A 19,364-nucleotide genomic window follows, 5' to 3' on the forward strand; every position below is an offset into this window, starting at 1 on the left:
TTGCGGCATCGGATGAAGGCGGCCACCATAGCAAAAAACGCGGGGGAGAATTGGCGTTTGTGTTGTTGGTCATGTCAACGCAAGGGGAAGCAGGAGCCAGCTACGCCCCTGCTGCGCGAGGGCATATGGCGAGCGAGTTTTTTCGTCTCAACCCGCAGTCTTGCCGCCAGTGGCGGGGCAAACCCCGCAAAAGGGGGTTTGCCCGAAAGGTGTCTGTCAAAGCCGGAGGCAGGCGGTTGCAACAGGTGATTCTGCACGGTGTAAAGCAGTGTGGTGCCTATGCGGCTTCCCCCTGAGCCTTCATTTCAGAGATAAGGCCTTGCAGCACCTGCGATTGCTCCAGTAATTCGGAAACTGCGCGCGAGGCCTGTTCCATGGCCTGGGCGGTTTCAGCAGAAATAGTAGCCACCTGTTCCACAGACTGGTTGATTTCCTCACTGGCGGCGGACTGTTCTTCGCTGGCAGTGGCGATGGACTGCACCTGATCGTTCACGTGTTCCACAAGGGTGAGAATCTGTTGCAGGGAGTCGCCTGATTTTACAGAAAGAGTGGTGGCGCTTTCAATAGACGTCGCCGACTTGTCCACGTTTTCAATGTTCTTGCGGGTGCCTTCCTGAATATCGCGGATAGCCTGCCCGACCTCCTGCGTGGCGGACATGGTTTTTTCCGCCAGTTTGCGCACTTCGTCAGCAACCACGGCAAACCCGCGTCCGGCATCGCCCGCCCGTGCCGCCTCAATGGCCGCATTGAGGGCCAGCAGATTGGTCTGGTCTGCAATGTCGGCGATCACGTTCATGACCTGACCAATGCCTTCAGCCTGCTTGCCAAGAGCATTCATGTCTTCCTTGATGGCCAGCGACTGATTACGGACAGTTTCAATGCCCTTGACCGCATCGCTGACGATATTGGAGCCTTCAAGGGCTTTTTGCTTGGTCTGGGAGGAGGCGTCCGCGGCCTGCTGGGCGTTGCGGGCCACTTCAAGCACGGTGGCGTTCATTTCTTCCATGGCTGTGGCGGTTTCACGCACACGGCTGGACTGTTCGTCAGCGCCACGGCTGGACTGTTCGATCTGGGCGGAAAGCTGCTCGGAGGCCTTGTTGACAATACCCACAACGCTTTCAAGCTGGCGGGCGGCCTGCAACATGCCCTCGGCCTTGGCCCGTTCGGCCTGCTTGCGGGCAGCCTCTGCCTCAAGGGTTGCCTGCTGGGCTTTTTTCGACTCTTCCGCTGCCTCCAGGCCTTTTTGTTCGGCTTCGGCGATCTTGGTTTTCAGCGTGGTCACCATGTTCTTCATGGCGCCAAACACGCCCTGTTCGGGGCGGGCCGGGTCAAAGCGCGCGTCCAGATCACCGCCAGCGATTGCCAGAGCCAGCTTTGAAAGTGAGGCGGGTTCATCGCCCAACTGGCGCAGCATGTTGCGGGCCATGAAAAAGCCCAGCCCAAGGCCCACCAGCACAGAGGCAATAATACCCACAATGGTGATGAGGCGTGAGGTTTCATACATGCGCGTGCTTTCGTGGTTCAGTTCATCTGCTCGGTGCAGTTTAAGATCAACAACCGCCTGAATGGCCTGTGCCACGTCTCTCATGGCTTGCCGCGCCTGGCTGTTGGAAAGTTTTTGCGCCTGCTCATTCATGTCGGCATCGCTTGTTTTGCCGAGTTCAATAACCTTTTCGTGCTGGGCAAGCCATACTTTAATAGACTGGATCATTTTGTCGCAGAGCGCCTTGCCTTCACCCGATGTAAAATACTTGGGCAAAGTTTGTATCAGGGCCTCCAGCTTTTTCCTTTCATCGGCAAGCAGCTGAAGGCAGCGCTGAATTTCAGCAGAGTCATTGGTGAGAATGAGATTCTTTTCTTCTCTGATTAGCCTTAGCACGGTTACATTAATATCCCGAGCGGTATTAAGCCCTTTAACATGAACGTTATAAAGATTATCTATGCCATCAGAAAGATTGCTGAGGCTGCCAACGGAATATGTTCCGATGGCAACTGTAAAGAGTGAAAGGAGCAATGAAAGTCCAAACAATTTTTGCATTGTAGAAAGCTTAATCATTTTCCCCTCCGCACGATGGATATTGCCAGTTAATGGTGCGAAAGCGTCTGGGGGAACGCTTGTTAATGCAATCTCATTCGGCATATTTCTGGTTTATCATAGGGTATAGTACAAAAAATTTTCCAGTTGTAAATGATATTATATATTGTATGCAAATATTTTATATATGATAGTAATCAATATTATAGAGATGTTGCGTGAAATAAGTTGTTTGAACAGTGCAGGCGGCTGATCCGTGAGGATGCGGATATCGTTGAAAAAATCTGGAATTGAGGCGCTCGCCAGAGTATGGAGAAAGTTTTGCCCTGCGGGGGAATGCTCGGGCTGCTTGACATATCCTTGCAAACCACGGCAAAGTGTTTTTGCCAGAGCTGGGTACCACGCGTGGCGGCAGCAGCCGTATTTGCGCGGGCCAGTGGCGGAGGCCGACCCTGAGCCTCTCATAGACATGATTAATACGCCGAGCCTGCTTCAGGTTCCGGTGTGTCGATAAAAAGGGCTGTCGGCAGCATTGGCTGCTGGAAGCTTTTCCTTTTTATTCGCGAAGGTTTCCCCTTCTTTACTCCCCGTCATTGCGGCGCACTTAGCGCCTGTTTTCCGCAAACGCGTGAGTTCCGTTTTTGCGGCTTATGCCGTTTTGCGCGTTAAACCGGGCATTGTTGTAATGCCCAGTAAAAAGAAGGTTTTTCCATGGCAGACATCAAGCTTGTTCGCCCCTCCGCCGGTCAGACTGCCGTTATTCCCAGCGCGCCCGATGCCCGCATGGTTCTTGATTTTTCTGCTGACCAGGTCAGCATTGAACGCCCGCAAGGCTCCGACAGCCTCTTTTTCCGTTTTGACGATGGCGCAGCCATTGAATTGCAGAATTTTTACACCCAGTACAACAAGGACGACATCCCCTCATTTGAGGTTGACGGTCAGCTCATCGCGGGTGCGGACTTTTTCAACGCCTTCGGGCCTGACCTTGCCCCTGCCGCTGGCCCTTCGGCATCGCCCACCCGCAGCGGCAGATACAGCGATTTTGCCAACGCGGGGCTTGAAGACGGCGTAAACCACCTTGACGGGCTTGATTACCGTCTTGGCTTTGGCGGCGATACCCAGCCAAACATCAATCCCTACGCTTCGCCCTTTCTCACCAATGCTGCACCCTCGTTGTCCACGGGCGGTGCAGCCATTGCCATTGGCCTCACGGAATCCGCATGGGACGGCAAAAGCGCCAGCGCCGCGCCTGTGGTCAGCCAGAGCGGCTCATTTTCTGTGGCCGACCCGGATGGCGACAGCCTGACCACCACCGTGAACATGGGCGGCAAGGTTGTAGCGGTCAGCACCGCTGGCCCCACGACTGTTGAAAGCGACTATGGTACGCTTGTTATCACGCCCAAGGGCGGCGGCAGCAATGTCACCTTTGAATATACCTACACCCTCAAACAGGATCCCGACAGCCCCACGGACAGCCTTGCCCAAGGCGAGAAGCAGGCCGACAACATTGTTTTCTCCATCAATGACGGGCAGGGCCATACCGTGACCCAGCCCATCAACGTGGTGATCACTGGCAGCAACGATGCGCCGGATATTACGGGGGTTGGCTCTACCTTGACGCTCAAGGAAGGCGGCGTCTACGCCGACCAGCCTGTGGGGGACAAACTGCATGCGGATGAGCTGAAGGGCGCACCCGGTGTGCAGGCTACCCTGAGCGGCGCCATTACGGCTCATGATTCCGACCACGGCGCGCAATTGTATTTTGGCCTCAAGGACGTGAACGGCAATCTGCTGGACATGACCAGCGTCAACGCTGACGGCACCCTCAAGGGCACGTTTGTGATCGGTGCTGTGAATAATCTCGACCATACTACTTCTGATGTGGTGGTAACGGGCATAGCCGAGCAGGGTGGGCAGATTGTCATCAGCACCAATTATGGCGATCTGGTGCTGGGAAAAACCAGCGACACCACGGCCACGTATGTGTTTACGCTGAAAAACGCCGATGGCGAGGGGGCCACCAACAAACTGGCCGAGGGCCAGCAGGTCAGCCTGAAGTTTGAGCCCTATGTGCGTGACGAGCACGGCGCTGAAGACGGCAACAGCTCAACCCTGCGGGACGGTGCCGTGGCGGGCAACGCCATTGTTATCAACATTCTGGGCACCAACGATGCGCCCACCATTACGCAAAACGCCTGGGACGGCCAAAGCGGCAGCACCGCCCTGAGCGCCACCCTGACTGAAGCCAGCGACAGCACCGCCCAAAGCACTGTGACCGGCACGATCATTGGGCATGATGTGGATAATGGCGACTCGCTGCACTACGGTCTGATCCAGCCCGGCAGCGACACCATGCACGGCAAGGTGTATGTAGTGCTTGCCAGTGACGGGCACACCTTAACGACCACCACGGATGCATCCACCGCCGCCACAGCCAAAAACTATGTGGGCGAATTCTCTCTGACAGAAGATGCAGACCCCACCAAGGGCGCGTCCTATAAATTTACTCTGTACAATGATTCGCCCGCCGTGCAGGGCATGCACGATGGCGATTCGAGGGATGTTTCCATTGGTCTGGTGGCGCGAGACAGCTTTGGCGCCTATGTGCAGGAAAGCGTCAGCGTTACCGTCAAGGGCGCTAACGACACGCCTGTTATCACTACCGCACCGACTCTCGCCGCAATGTCTGTGGTGGAACTCGGCGTCAAGAATGTGCACGGCGATCCCAACGAGGCCTTTGCAGGTACGCCCAAGGATGCTGATTCTGGACACAGCTTTACTGTGACCGATGTGGATAATAACGACACTCAGGCCGTCAGTATTGCGGTGAAGGAATTGCCGGGCGCGGCTTTTAAGGACAACCATGACGGCACCTATACCGTCACCACTCCTGAAGGCACGTTTACGCTCACGGCTGGCGCTGCCGTTGCCAATGATTCCGGCAGCAGCACAACCTACACGTATTCCTACGAGCTGAATAACTCCGCCAGCAAAACGCAGGCCCTCCATGAGGGCGAAACGCGCAATTATACGTTTACGGTTACTGTCACGGACAGCAAGGGCGCGCATGTTGATCAGGCCGTCAGCCTGACCATCACGGGCACCAACGACCAGCCCCAGTTGACCATAACCCCCGGCGACACCGGCACGTTAAAGGAAGACGCTGCCACAACCACATCCGCAGGCACCTGGGCCGTGGTCGATCCTGATAACGATGGTGCCAGCCAGACCCTCTCCATTGCAGGCATGGGACAGACTGCCAGCGGCTCAATGAATATAAACAGCCATGCGGGCAGCCCCGTTTCCGTCGCAACGGACTACGGAACTTTGACCCTGAAGTCTGACGGCACCTATACCTACGAGCTGGATAACAGTAAGCCCGCCGTGCAGAAACTTGGAGACGGACAGTCGCACACGGAAAGCTTCACCGTTACCACTACGGATGGACATGGAGCCAACCACTCCCAGGCAATAACAGTGGTTATCAACGGCACCAATGACAATCCCGTCATTGGCAGCTCCGTTATCGCTGTTGACGTGATTGAAAAGGGCGTGCAGGGCAGCCATGACCCCGCCCACTCCAATGATCTTTTCAACGGCACGGTTGCGGCTCAAGGCTACGTTACCGCCACGGATGTGGACGATAACGACAATTCTGGCGGCAAACCCGCGCTGACCTTCAGCGTGGCCGCTGGAAACGACACCAATGTGGACATCAGTGCAACAACCGTCACCACCACCTACGGTACCCTTGTTATTGACCCCAAGACTGGCGCTTATACCTACACGCTCGACAACACCAAGGCCGATGCGCTCAACGAAAACCAGAAAGTCACGGAAACCTTTGTGGTCAAAGTGGCTGACGGACACGGCGGGTCAGTAACCCAGCCCATTACCGTGACCATCACAGGCACCAACGATCAGCCCAAGCTTTCCCTGGCAGCGCCAAGCGCCAGTTTATTTAAGGAAGACGGCGGCAGCTATCAGGCCAGCGGCACCTTTACTGTGACGGATGCCGATGCTGACGGCGCGTTCAAAGAGCACACAGGCAGCGCGGCCAATCACAGCTATACCATCACTAGCGGAACCAAGGGTACTGCCGGTGTGGATCCAGGCACTGGCGTGGCTACCTATACGACCAAGTACGGAGTTCTTACCGTCAATCCGGATGGCACGTATAAGTATGATGTGACCAACAATTCCAATGCAGTGCAGAATCTGCGCGAGGGACAAACCCATACCGAGACTTTCCAGATTACGGTGAAGGATCTGCACGGCTCCACAGACACAAAACCCCTGACCTTCAAAATTACGGGCACCAATGATCAGGCCCTGATTGACAAAACCAGCGGCACCCTGACGGTCAAGGAAGCGGGCGTGGTTTCTCTGACTGACCGGGCGCACACCGATTCTGATTCGTCCATCCCAGGCTACAATAACGTGGCGGCCAGCGGCAGCAAGCTGAATAACGGCTCCGATGCCGTAAGTGCCGGTTCGTTTAAAGTGACGGACATGGACACCACGGATGTCCTCAAGGCCACGCTCAGCAGCACATCTGGTGTAGATTTGAGGGGAATTTCTACCATGAGCGGCGCAGGCACGTGGACCGTCAATGACACCTACGGCACCCTCACTGTCACTGGTGTGCGCAAAGTCAACAGCAACGGCTCGGAATCGATCACCTATTCGTACAGTTATGCAGTAGATCAGTCCAAGACTGAGAGCCTGGCCCAAGATCAGACCAAAACTCTGGACTACAAGATTACTGTCACGGATAGTCACGGCACTCCTGTGGAACACAATATCACCATCAACGTGCAGGGCACCAACGATGCGCCCTCCGTGACGGGGCAAACCCTTACGCTGAAGGACGACGGACGGCTGGACGGCGGCAATGCCCAGATGCCTTCCGGCACAGAGGATCCTGCGGCCCACGGCAACAGCTATAAAGATTCGGTTGAGGGCGCGTTGACAGGCAAGGATTCCGATACCGGCGCCACATTGACGTATGGGCTCATCACCGCCACTTCCGGCGCAAATGCTTATAAGCATCTTGGCACAGATTCCGGCGAGTTTTCAACAGGTACCGTGGCTGGCACCGTTCTTAAGGATGGTGCACTCCCGTCAGATACGCCTGCTTCCCTCAGCGCAGACATGGTTGCGAGCACTGGCGCGTATCCCGGCACTGGTGGCGGCAACGCCACGGTTATCAGCGTCTACGCTGCCGGGCAGCCGCATACTGCCGATAACCTCTACGGCACGCTGTACCTCAATGAAACCACCGGGCAATATACCTTTACGCTGGCTACGGGCAGCAGCGTGGTCAACGCTCTTGGTTCCGGTGAAACGCTCACTCTGAACTTCCAGGCCGTGGCCGTGGACGAACACAACGCGTCTTCCACAGCGATTACCATTCCCATTGTCATTTACGGCACCAACGACAAACCCGTGCTGACCCTGACCGACAGTTCCCTTGAAGTGACCGATGGCGGCCCTGTTTCTGACACCGCCCTGGCAGGCAGCGTCAAGGTGACGGATGCGGATGTGAACGATTCGCATACCTTCGGCATCGTGAGCAACAGCGTTACCGAAACTGGCAATACCCCTGCAATGACTTCGACTGCGGCAGGCCATTACGGTACGCTGAGCATCAACCCGCAGACGGGTGAATACACCTACACCCTCGCCAAGAATAACGCCGCCGTCATCAGCCTGGATAAGGGTGAAACGCTTCCCGAAACCTTTCAGGTTGCCGTGGTGGACAAATACGGCGCGTACAGCCTGCAAACCATCACGGTTACAATTAACGGCAAGGACGATCCCACCATCATCAATACTGGCTGGGTCACGCCCAGCAATGCCGTTGTGGAGTCTGGGGTAAACCCGGTCACCAGTGCCGCTGCTGCGGCCAATGCCACAAAAATGCAGGACGGTAGCGCTGGCGTACGCACTGCCACGGGCTACATTGGCGCGCACGATGCCGATACCACGGACAACAGCGCTCTTGCTTCCACTTTGGAGAACGCCAGGCTGCACTATGTTATTCAGGTGGACGGCAAGGACTGCGATCTGAATGCCCTTATGGCTGGCACAGGCTTGCAGACCGGTACGGCCGTTATTGATCCGGATACTGGCAAGCTGGCCCTTACGGGCGGTTCTGCCGGCACTCTTGGCGTGGGGCAGGCCGCCAAAGATGCCAGCGGCAATATTGTCATCAAGCTGGAGAACGGTTCGCTGACCATCTCCAAGGATACCTCGCATACTGACGCCAACGGCACGTCCGTGTTCAAATACGTCTACACGGTGGACAACACCGATGCCGATGTGCAGAAGCTGAATTTTCATGGACACACTGAGGACAACTTCGCTGTGGTTATTCATGACAGTGCCGGGGCGGAGGTGATCAAGGACCCCGTCCCCATATCCATCCGCATTGAGGGCGCCAACGACAGGCCGATCATAACGCAGGCCCCTGCCGTGATCCTGGCTGAAAGTGATGCGCATTCCACGACCGGACAGGTAGAACTGCTGGATTACGAACAGACCGGAGGCGCAGCACAGACGGTATCCTCGGGTTTCACCTTCTCGCTGGTAAAGTCCACCACGGACTATTCTGGCGACACGCCAGTTCAGCAAGGCACGTACGGTCGCCTGATCATTGATCAGGCCACTGGCGAATACCGTTATGAGCGTACAGAAGACCTGACGTCCCTTGCCAAGGGCAGTTCTGTTACCGATACCTTCTATGTGCGCGTCAAGGATGCCGACGGCGCGTATTCTGAAATCAAGCCCATTGTCATTACCATCACAGGTGAGGATGCCGCAGGCAAGCTGGCAGGCAACGCCCTGACCGTCAAGGAAGACGGCGTCACAGGTTCAATCCAGGGAGTTCTGCACTACACAGCGGCTGACAAGCTGGGCGCCAACAAGGCGCAGCCTGTTGATGCCAGCGGTGGAATACTCGCTGCCGGGGTTATTCGCGGGCATTTTGGTGTTAATGATCCGGATACCAATCTGGATGCCGGTGGGCATGCCCTCAAGAACCTCACCGCAGGCGCGGAGAAAGACAGCTACAGCACCTACACCTACAAGACCCTGTCCTATACTGACGGCACGGGCACGCACTCTGTCAGCGGCAGCGGCAATGCCACTAGCGGATATGATTACGAGGTTGGCGATTACGGCAAACTGCATGTGAACGGGGATGGTTCCTATACCTTCACGCCCAACACCAGCAGCCAGGCATTCAACGATCTGGCCCAAGGTGAACATGTCAGTGTGAACCTTGGCGTGACTGCCCACAGCGACAGCGCTTCGCACGGCCAGTCCATTGACAGTTCTCTCAGTATTACCATCACCGGCACCAACGATGTGCCGGTGGTGAAGGCCGCGGCCTCATCGTTTACGGTGCACGACTACGCGGATGCCTTTACCGGGGGGAATGAGGACGCCAGCTTTACCACGCTGGCAAACCCCGCCACTGCCATCACCTATCTGACTGACCACCCAGATCTCATCAGGGCATACGTCACTCAGGGCATAGATAACATCATGGATGCGGTGAAGAGCCATTCTGGCCCACTAGGTAAGCTCATCGACATCTTTAATGGATGGAACGAAGTGCAGAATTGGCTGACCGAGGTTGCCAACGGCGCGGCCAAAACTCTTGATGATTTTGGCAGGCTCGATAACCTTCTCACCCGTCTGAATCTCGGAAAGGACGTGAGTTCCTTTCTCTCTACCGTGATTGGTGCTGAACGTGTCATTGTGGTAGATTCTGATGAAGTTGCTGCATGGTCCAATGGTTCCCACTCTGGCGATCCTGTTGTGCGCGGTACACTCAATACCGCCAATGCCGCTGACCCCATGACTGCTGGCCTCGTGACCGACAATGATCATGGCTCCAGTCTTACGTTCTTTGCTGTTGAAAAAGGCGGATCGGGCAATCTTGTTCAGGAAATAAAGGGAGAATACGGTACGCTGATCATCAGCCCCAATGGCACGTATCAGTATGTGCTGGACAGGGCGGGCAAAAATTACCAGGACTATGTGAAACATCATTCCAACGGCGATACAACAACGGAAATGTTCACCATCTATGCGCGTGACGACCACAACGCCGTGGCCGAAAAGCCCATTGAGCTGATCATCAATGTGGGCAAGATGGGCGATAGTGTTGGCGGAGACGGCACCAAGTCCGGCAGTCTCCCTATCAAGGCTGTGACTGATTCCGTACAGGAAGACAGTTTGATTGGCGGGCAACCTACGGGTAAGACTGTTGCCGTGGGCAGCGTAACACCGAGCAACAATGGCAAGTATGATGCCGATATGTTCCTGATTGATGGGGCTGGGCATGAGACATCCGTTATTTCAGATAAATACGGAACGATTACCTTGTTGCCCAATGGCAGATACAGCTACACGCTGAACAATGATCATCCGGACGTGCAGGCGCTGACAAAAACGGATGCGATCATTCAAAAGTTTACGGTCACCAACGGCAGCGATTACAAAACAATTACCATCACCATCAATGGCAGCAACGACAAGCCATACGTGGTTTCGCAAAGCGACACCGTGGGCCTGGAACAGCACGCGGACGGCACATGGGCGCAAACAGACCCCTCTGGCTCCTTCACCCTGGCCGATGTTGACAGGGGTGAAACCGACAAGCTTGAACCGACCTCATACACGGTTGCAGGCAAGCTCGGCGGCATATTTACTGTCACCAAGGGCAGCAACGGCAATTTCTCATACACCTATGCGGCTCCCGCTGGCGGCACGAACTTCAGCGGGCATATGGAAGACAGCGCAACGCTGACTCTTTCCAATGGCAACACTGCTGGCGACAAGGTGGATGTCAAACTGTCCGCTGATCTTAATTACGCCAACGACAACCCCAGTGCCCCTGTGCTGGTGGCTGGTTCTGATGTCGCGGTAACGGAAGATTCCCCGGCGGACATGGTGGCCAAGGGCTCCATTGCCGCTACAGATCCGGACGTAACCGCGACTGGCGCGCCCAAGGATGCGCTCTCCTTCGCCATTGTCGGCAGCGATGGCAAATCCACGGGCATGGTCACGGACAAGGATTATGGCACCCTGATCATGGGCAAGGATGGCACGTACGAATTCCATCTCAATACCAGCAGCGAGGCTGTGCAGCAGCTTGGCGACGGGAAATCGCATGAAGTGACCTTCACGGTCCGCGCGAGCGATGGACATGGCGGCTACACCGATGCGCCCCTCACAATCACGGTGAATGGGGTCAACGATGCCCCTGTCATTACCCTGCATGCCGATGGTTCCAGCGTGGCTGGCTCGGGCACGGCCCTCTTCCTGGCTGATGGTCAGGCAAACCTGACAGTCGGCGGGACGGCAGTGACGTACGATGTTGATGCGGGCGACAGCCTGACGCTCAACCTCAACGGGCATGCCATCGCATCGGGCAGCACTTTCGTCACTGAGGCTGTGTATGCCTACAGGGATGCCTCTGGCTGGCATACGACAAGCACCTCTTCTGGCACGGTGTATATGGGCCTGCTGGAACTGAACAAGGACGGCACCTACAATTTTCAGGGCGACAAGGGCGGTATTGCGCACCTTGCCCAGGGTGAAACCCTGACCATCGACGCCAAAATCGGCGTGAGCGATGCAGCTGGAGCAACAGATACAGCAAAGGTTGCCGTCACCGTCACGGGCACCAATGACGCCCCCAGAATGGAGGCCTTTGATGCAGGTGCAGCAACGCTCACAGATAATGGCGCTGGCGTTCAGATGCTTTCGGGCACCATTGCCGTCGCCGATGTGGATGGTGACACGCTGACCTACTACATCATGTCTGGCGGCAAGTATGTGACGGAACTGCATGATGGGCACGGCACTCTCAAGCTTGTGGGCAGCAGCTATACCTACGAGCTTGATGCTGATTACGCTAAGAACCTCGAGGCCCAGGGCAAGGATGTTGCAACCGCAGGCGGCTCGTTTACCGTTGTGGCTGTGGACAAATACGGCGTTGAGGCCAGCCAGACGCTGGCAATCACCCTCAAGGGCGTGAACAACGATCCAACCTTCACCGCGCCCAGCCTTTCCATTGTGGAGGGGGCGATCCCTCTCACCGGGAACCTGGGTGCTGCGGACGTGGACACCAACGATGCCGGACTGCTGACATACAGCATTGCCTACGGCTCTAGCAGCGCCACGGCTTCCGGTGCAACAAATGCTGTTGTGGAAGGGCACTACGGACAGCTGACCCTGGATGCCTCCGGCAACTACAAATACACCCTGACCAACCACGAACTGGCCCAGGGTGCGAAAGCCACGGAAACCTTCACCGTTACAGTGAATGACGGGCACGGCGGCACGGTAAACCATGACGTTGTTGTCAACATCACCGGCACCAACGATGCGCCGGTGGCGCACCTTGATGCCGCAAGTCATGCGTTTTCAGCCACAGACGTTGATCTGGGAGATCACCTTGCGTTTTCCGTGAACGGGCACGAGCTGAATGCTGTTCCGCAGGGCGCCACAGAGGTGCATGGCGCGTTCGGCACACTGACCTTTACCGCTGACGCAACGCATCCGGATGTGTTCTCCTATGGCAGTTATGAGCTTGATTCCAGCTACGATTCCATAAGCAAACTTGCTGCCCTGCATGACGCAGGCTCGGACTTGAAGGACACTTTTGGCTATACAGTGTCTGACGGCCGTACCACCAACGGGCAGGCAAGCGGCACTATCGCTGTGGATATCAATACTGACAACTGGGACGGCCAAGGCGGGCAGTTGCTCTTCGCCCAGGAGAACACCGCGACGCATAACTATGAGGCCGCAGGCGGCGCTGGCAGCGACATACTGATTGGCGGCAGCCATGACGATATCCTTTACGGGGGCGCCGGGGACGACATCCTCTACGGTGGCGCTGGGCACAATGAATTATACGGTGGAGACGGCAACGATACCCTCTATGCCGGCAATGATGGCGACCACCTCTACGGCGGTGATGGGAACGACCATCTCTACGGCGGGACAGGCAACGATTTCCTTGATGGCGGAGCCAATACCTTCGCCACCGATGGCGGCGGCAACCATTTGTATGGCGGCGCAGGCAACGATGTGCTGGTGTTCCATCAGGGCGACACCATTGACGGCGGCAGCGGCACGGACGTGCTGCTGGTCAAGGGCGGCAGCGTGGATGCGCTGTTTGACAGCGATGGCAAGCTGAACAGCAATATCACCAATAGCGAGATCCTCATCAGCGGCAAGGAAAACGGAACCGTTGAAAGCCTGACGGACGTGGGGAAGCTGAGCGACATTGGCATGACTGTGGGCAGCGATGGCAAGGTGACTACCGCCAATACGAGCAACGCCACATGGGCTGACTCTGGAACGCATGGCGACTACAACGTCATGACCTGCACAATCACGCATACCGACAGTTCTTCTGAAGAAGTAACAGTGGCAGTGCTGAAGACAACGCTGAACAACGGCTAAGCCAGTCAGTCAGCTGCACAACTGGACAGAAAAAGCCCGCCCGCATTCTCCTGTAAGGATGCGGGCGGGCTGCATTTCGCGCCCACAGGCGCGTACTATTCAGGCCGTGAAGCTGCTTACAGCCCCAGATCGCGCAACAGGTTGGCCACAGCCATGTTGCCCATGGTTTCCGTGGCTCCTGCGGTGGAGGACGAGCAGTGCGAACCCATCACAAGGTTGTCCAGCTCATACCACGCCGGGTCAGCCGGGGGCTCCTGCTCAAATACGTCAAGCCCCGCACCGTAGATGCTGCCTTCTTTCAGGGCTTCCAGCAGGGCGGCTTCGTCAATAAGCCCGCCGCGCGCGGTATTGATCAGCACGGCGGTTTTTTTCATGCTCGCAAGGCGCTGGGCATTGATGAGGTTGCGGGTTTCATCCGTCAGCACGGTATGCAGGGTGATGAAGTCGGCCTCGCGGCAAATGCGGTCAACGTCCGCGCGTTCCACGCCTTCCTTGGCGGCCCAGGCATCGTCCCACACAACATCGTGGGCAAGAATCTTCATGCCAAAGCCCTGTGCGCGTTTGACCACGCAGCGGCCAATGGCCCCAAGGCCGATGATGCCGATGGTTTTGCCGTACAGGTCAATGCTGGTGATCTTGCCCCAGTCTTTCTGGCGGCAGCGGCGATCAATAAGCCCGGCCTTGCGCGCCACCATGAGCATGAGGGTCAGGGCGTAGTCGGCCACGGCATTGCTGTTGGCCCCCACGGTGCGCGAAACCGCGATGCCGCGCTCCTTGCAGGCCGCAAGGTCGATGTTGTCCAGCCCAACGCCGTATTTGGCAATGGCCTTGAGGGCGGGGGCAGCAGCCAGCACAGGGGCGTCCATTGGGTCAACGCCAAGAATAACGCCAGCGCAGTCGGCCAGCTTTTCCTTCATCTGCTCGGCGGAGAGAATGCCGCCCGTGTCGTTGCGTATCACTTCCAGCCCGGCCTGGGCCAGACGGTCAAACAGCTCGGGATTGGTTTTGCCGAAAGAACGGGGTGTTACAAGAATTTTCACAAAAACTCCTTGTGCGGATATGGGCAGAATCTGGGCCGGGAACCGGCGCATACAGCCTTACTACTCTGCGGGTATTTGTCAACGAGTGCGGATAAGCGAAAAACCGCCGGAACGGTGGCAGCGGAATGCGCAAAATGGCCGCTTGCAGCCGGGCCGCAGGCTGATCCTGATTCCTGGCTTGTCCTCTTGACGCGCAACAGCCGCCGGGCAAAACCCGGCGGCTGTTCCTCTTCGTACGGCAAAGCGTATTATGCCTGCACGTCCAGCTTTCCGCCAATGCCCTCGGCGGCAAGCCCTTGGCTGCGCATGTTCTGCTCCATTTCCGCGCCCTTATCAATAGTGCCGCTGATAAGCGCTGCAGACATGTTGGCCTGAATGTTCAAGGCGCTTCTGGCCAGGCTTACGCTCATGCCCATCTTCACATCATCCATGGCTTGCTCCTTGGCCGCTTGTGCGAACCTGTGCATCCATCTGATCGGCCAAAGCGCAAAAAACTGTAGGGCAAAAATACAAAGGCAAAACCAGCCGCGATTAGGGGGGCGCGATTGGTTTCAGGTCAGATTCGCACAACCTGGGGTCAGTCCTGCCCCTGCTCTTCGCCTTCAAGTTCCTTGAGTTTTTTCCACACGGTCACGCGGCTGATGCCAAGGGCGTCAGCCAGGGCCTTTTTGTTGCCGCCGTGCTCTTCAAGCGAGGCCTCCAGAATGAAGCGCTCCATCTCTGCCATGGTGCCGCGCGGCACCTGCAAAACATCATCCAGCGGATGGCATGGGCCAGCCATGCCCTGCCGCAGGCAATGCCGCCGCATGATGTCTGTAATCAGCGCGTCAAAGTCCTGTTGCTCGTCATAGAGGGTAAACACGCGCTCCAGAATATGCTCCAGTTCGCGCACATTGCCCGGCCAGCCGTGCGCTGACAGCGCGGAAAGCGTTGCATCGTCAAACTTGAGGCGGCTGCGTCCGGCCACGTGTTGATGGCTTTTTTTGATAAAATGGGCAATGAGCGTGGGAATGTCTTCTTTGCGCTTGCGCAGCGGCGGTATTTGCAGCGGCAAGATGTTGAGCCTGAAAAACAGATCGCGCCGGAAGGAGCCTTCCTGCGCCATGGCGTAGAGGTCGCGGTTTGAAGCCGCTATGATGCGTACGTCAATGTTGATCACGCGGTCGCCGCCAATGCGGAAGATTTCTTTTTCCTGCAAGGTGCGCAGCAGACGCACCTGTGTTGCGAGGCTCATTTCGCTGATTTCATCCAGAAACAGCGTTCCCCGGTGAGCCAGCTCAAACATGCCCGGCTTGCCGCCCTTGCGCGCGCCGGTAAAAGCCCCTTCCTCATAGCCAAAAAGTTCGCTTTCCAGCAGGTGCTCGGGCAGGGCCGCGCAGTTCAGGGCCACAAAGGGGCCTTTTTTGCGTTCGCTGAAATTGTGGATGCTTTGGGCAAAAAGCTCCTTGCCGGAGCCAGTTTCTCCTTCAATGAGGATGGAGGCGCTGCTGCGGGCGTAGCGCTTGGCTTCGGCCACAACCGGGCCAAGGGTGTTTTTTGATCCTATGATGTCTGGAAAATTGTATTTTGCCACCAAGCCCTTGCTGGCAAGCTGCACGCGGGCCTCAGCTTCAATTTTCTGGATTTTGGAAAGTTCCTGAAAAACAATGATGGTGCCCTGGTCATGCTCACGCACGCGGATAGGTACCCGGTTGACCACCAGGGTCTTGCCCTTGAGGGGCAATACCTTGTCCACGGTGTATTCGCCGTTGCCGAGCATCTGTTTGAGTTCCGGCGGCGTTGACGGGGCATCAATGTTCATGCCCACCAGCTTTTTGCCGTGCAGGTCAAGCATCTGCTTTGCCGGGCGGTTGCAGATGGCAATGGTTTTGTCTCGATTGACGGAAACAATGCCGCTGAGGGAATAGTTGATAATATTGTTCAGGCGGCGGGAGCGGGTACGCTCCTTGATGTGCTGGTCAACAATATTGCGGGCGGAAAGCACCGCCTGATGCACGCTGTCCTTGCTGGAGCGTATGAGATAGTAGGGCAGGCCGTACTGTGCCGCCTTTTCAATGACGCATCCGCCAAATCCGACAATGGCAACATCTTTCAGCGTGGGAAGGCGGGCAATAATACTGTTGAAGTCCTGCTCGTTGCGGTAGATGACCTGACGGAAATTTTTAAGTCGAGCAAAGGCTGCCAGCGATTCAATATCAACGCTCAGATTGCTGTCGTAAGTGATGCAGAGCAGGTTCTGATGACGCTCTGACGCTTCGCGCAGGGGGGTGACGATGTCGTTGGCTGTAATCTGGATGGGCACTACTGGTGTTTTGACCATCTGCTGGATGGCGATGGCCGTTCCCGCCTGGCTGATGATGACATCGTAACGGTTTTCCACCTCAAGCGCGTGGAGGTGCCCGCTGTTGTAAATGCCGCCATCAAACACATCAACCTCAACGCCGAACTGGCCTGCGGAGTGACGCACAAGCTGGGCCATTTCATCATAAATGGAAACGCAAAGAATACGCGGTTTGAAACTGGCTGGCAGCATGGGAGCCTCGTCATCTGATGGATTCGCACATGGCGCATGTGCCGGGCGGTGTAAAAAACATAAACCTCGCTGTATGCAAAGTAAACATGAACAGCATGGAATATTGAATGAATACAGCAGGTATTGAGAAAACACAGGCCAAAATCTGTATTGCGTCAGCGCCGCATTACCCTGCCATGCAAGCAACGCAAGGCAGGAATGTCTTGCACCATGTATGCCGCGATTATCCCGTATCTTCTGTTCAACGACGCAGTCACGGCAAGGACTTCACAATAAAATCCATGCCGCGACTGCGTAATAAATCCAACTTGCGTACCAGATACGCCGGAATCGCGCTATTTTATGAGGCCGAGCATTTTCCAGTAGGGTATGCTGATAAGAAAGGCCACTATACATATGGCGGTATAGGCAGCCGAAAGTTTAATCATGGCTCCGTGCCGTGCCATTTTGCCCTGTGTGCCGAAATGGGCGCAAAGGTAAATGGAGTTCATGTAGCTCAGGTACCAGATATCGCTGCCGGCAAAAGTGACCATGCAGGCGATCCAGGGGTTCATGCCGTGGGCAATCATGATGGGCGGAAGAATCAGCACAAAGATTGCCGAGGCGGATGTGAGCGACACAATAACCAGTTTGACGAGCGAGGCCACAACCACCAGCGTCACAATGAACAGGGCGGGTTCGGAAATCACGTTGGCAAGGAGGGGCTGCAGTTCCGTACCAAGCCAGCGGTCAACCTTGAGCGACTGGATAACCGAGGCCATGTTCAGGATGCTGCCCACGAAAACAACGGACGACCAGTCGATGCCCGTCTTGAAATCGTTTTTGTCCATAACCTTGAGCAACATGAGTGTGCACATGGCCATCAGGGAAACTTCACCGGCAGATATCTTGTGCAGCGATTCGGTCATCCACATAAGCAGGGTGACAATAAGCACGCCCATGCACAGCTTTTCATTACGGGTCATGGGCCCGAGCTTTTCAAGCTGAGCGGTGCTGTAGCCTGCGGGCAGGCTGACTTTTTCCTTGGGCTTGTAGCAGGTCACGATGAAAAGACCCATGCCGAGGAAAACGCACACGCCATAGGGCAACGACCACAAAAGCCACTGCAGCCACGTAACGCCGCGATAGGCCTCGGGCAGCATGCCCACCAGCACGTAATGGCTGAACGAGCCGCTCATGAACATGTGCCCCATGAGGATAAAGCCCACATAGCATGCGCCGAACAGGCCGTTGGCCGCGTTGGACTTGCGTTCAATGCCAAGTTCATCGCTGATGCCCATGGCAATGGGCGAAGAAAGCGTGGCCTTGGCGTTCATGCTGGGAATGAGCGGGCCGATCACAGTGCCCGAACCAATCAGCCCCCACACCTGTCCGGCAAAGCTGGCAGGGAAAAGCTTGAGCACCCAGAGCGAGATGCGCTTTAAAAGGCCTGTTTTGCCAGCCACTGCGCCCAGGGCGAATGCACCGACCATGATCCACCAGCCGGAGGTGGAAAACGTGGCGAACGCTGTTTTGAAAGGCACGCACTTGAAGGCCGACCACAAGATACACATCATCAAACCGGTGACAAATTCTGGCACGATCTCGGTGATCCACCAGCCCACAGCCCACACGGTGATGCCAAGAGCAATCATGGTCTTTTCGTTCAGGCCTTCTGGCGGCGCTTGCAGGGCGACCCAGATACCAAGGATGATGGAAAGAACAGACCCCGCAAGGCGAATGTTCTTGACCAGATTCCCTTTGTTTTCAGCAGCGATTTCAGCCATGACACTCCCTCTGTGTAAAAAATGGAACGGCCTCGGGGCAAAAAAATGAATGGAAAATTAAAAAACCGGAGCAGACCGAAAACGCAAAAGAGGCGCCAGCAACCCAACGTAAAAAGGTGTTTTGCTTCATATGTTGAGCGTCACTTCAGATACAACCACAATAACGCTCTTGCCGGGCTCTAGTGCGCGCATGCCAAACACAAACAACCAGTCTGTTAAACGCGTTTGAGATATCCACAGAATCTCTTTATGCGCTTTGTTTTTGATCCCGCTTTGGGCCGCATTTGCGCCATGGGTATCGTAAAAATATTGTTTGTTTTTCAGCTAACTGCAATGTGCCGTGCGCCAGTGTTTTTTTGCGCTAAGTATAACAATAAGCAAGTTAAATGTTGCGGTGTCAGCAATGCGCCAACAGGCCGGAACGCTATGTCGCTCGCAGGGGCAAGGCGGAGATCCGCCTTGCCCCTGAGGGGGCTGCTTGATCTACAGGGATTGGGGTA

General features: G+C 56.1%; 6 protein-coding genes. 1 reads left to right on the forward strand and 5 read right to left on the reverse strand.

Annotated features, from left to right (window positions below; all coding sequences use genetic code 11):
* Window positions 1-277: 277 nt before the first annotated feature.
* Window positions 278-2,140: a methyl-accepting chemotaxis protein gene (locus G449_RS0112625; RefSeq protein ID WP_342662228.1), complete on the reverse strand. Its 1,863-nt coding sequence runs from the start codon at window positions 2,138-2,140 to the stop codon at window positions 278-280.
* 606 nt (window positions 2,141-2,746) lie between these two features.
* Between G449_RS0112625 and G449_RS18310 the strand changes: the two genes are divergently transcribed.
* Window positions 2,747-13,525, forward strand: coding sequence for a VCBS domain-containing protein (locus G449_RS18310; protein WP_022659682.1), 10,779 nt, complete (start codon window positions 2,747-2,749; stop codon window positions 13,523-13,525).
* 116 nt (window positions 13,526-13,641) lie between these two features.
* Here G449_RS18310 and G449_RS0112635 read toward each other — a convergent pair whose 3' ends face one another.
* The 4 genes from G449_RS0112635 to G449_RS0112655 all read right to left on the reverse strand — a co-directional run bounded on the left by G449_RS0112635 (window position 13,642) and on the right by G449_RS0112655 (window position 18,864).
* The gene (locus tag G449_RS0112635) at window positions 13,642-14,565 is read right to left on the reverse strand and encodes a phosphoglycerate dehydrogenase (protein ID WP_027180979.1); all 924 of its coding nucleotides are present in this window, start codon (window positions 14,563-14,565) and stop codon (window positions 13,642-13,644) included.
* A gap of 248 nt (window positions 14,566-14,813) precedes the next feature.
* A complete protein-coding gene (locus tag G449_RS0112640; RefSeq protein WP_022659683.1) occupies window positions 14,814-14,996 on the reverse strand; it encodes a hypothetical protein in 183 nt (60 codons plus the stop codon).
* A 146-nt stretch (window positions 14,997-15,142) separates the two neighbouring features.
* Window positions 15,143-17,098: a sigma 54-interacting transcriptional regulator gene (locus G449_RS17130; RefSeq protein ID WP_022659684.1), complete on the reverse strand. Its 1,956-nt coding sequence runs from the start codon at window positions 17,096-17,098 to the stop codon at window positions 15,143-15,145.
* 335 nt (window positions 17,099-17,433) lie between these two features.
* The gene (locus tag G449_RS0112655; RefSeq protein WP_022659686.1) at window positions 17,434-18,864 is read right to left on the reverse strand and encodes an SLC13 family permease; all 1,431 of its coding nucleotides are present in this window, start codon (window positions 18,862-18,864) and stop codon (window positions 17,434-17,436) included.
* Window positions 18,865-19,364 lie beyond the last annotated feature (500 nt).

The sequence above is a fragment of the Desulfovibrio desulfuricans DSM 642 genome, from assembly GCF_000420465.1.
Classification (GTDB): Bacteria; Desulfobacterota; Desulfovibrionia; order Desulfovibrionales; family Desulfovibrionaceae; genus Desulfovibrio; species Desulfovibrio desulfuricans.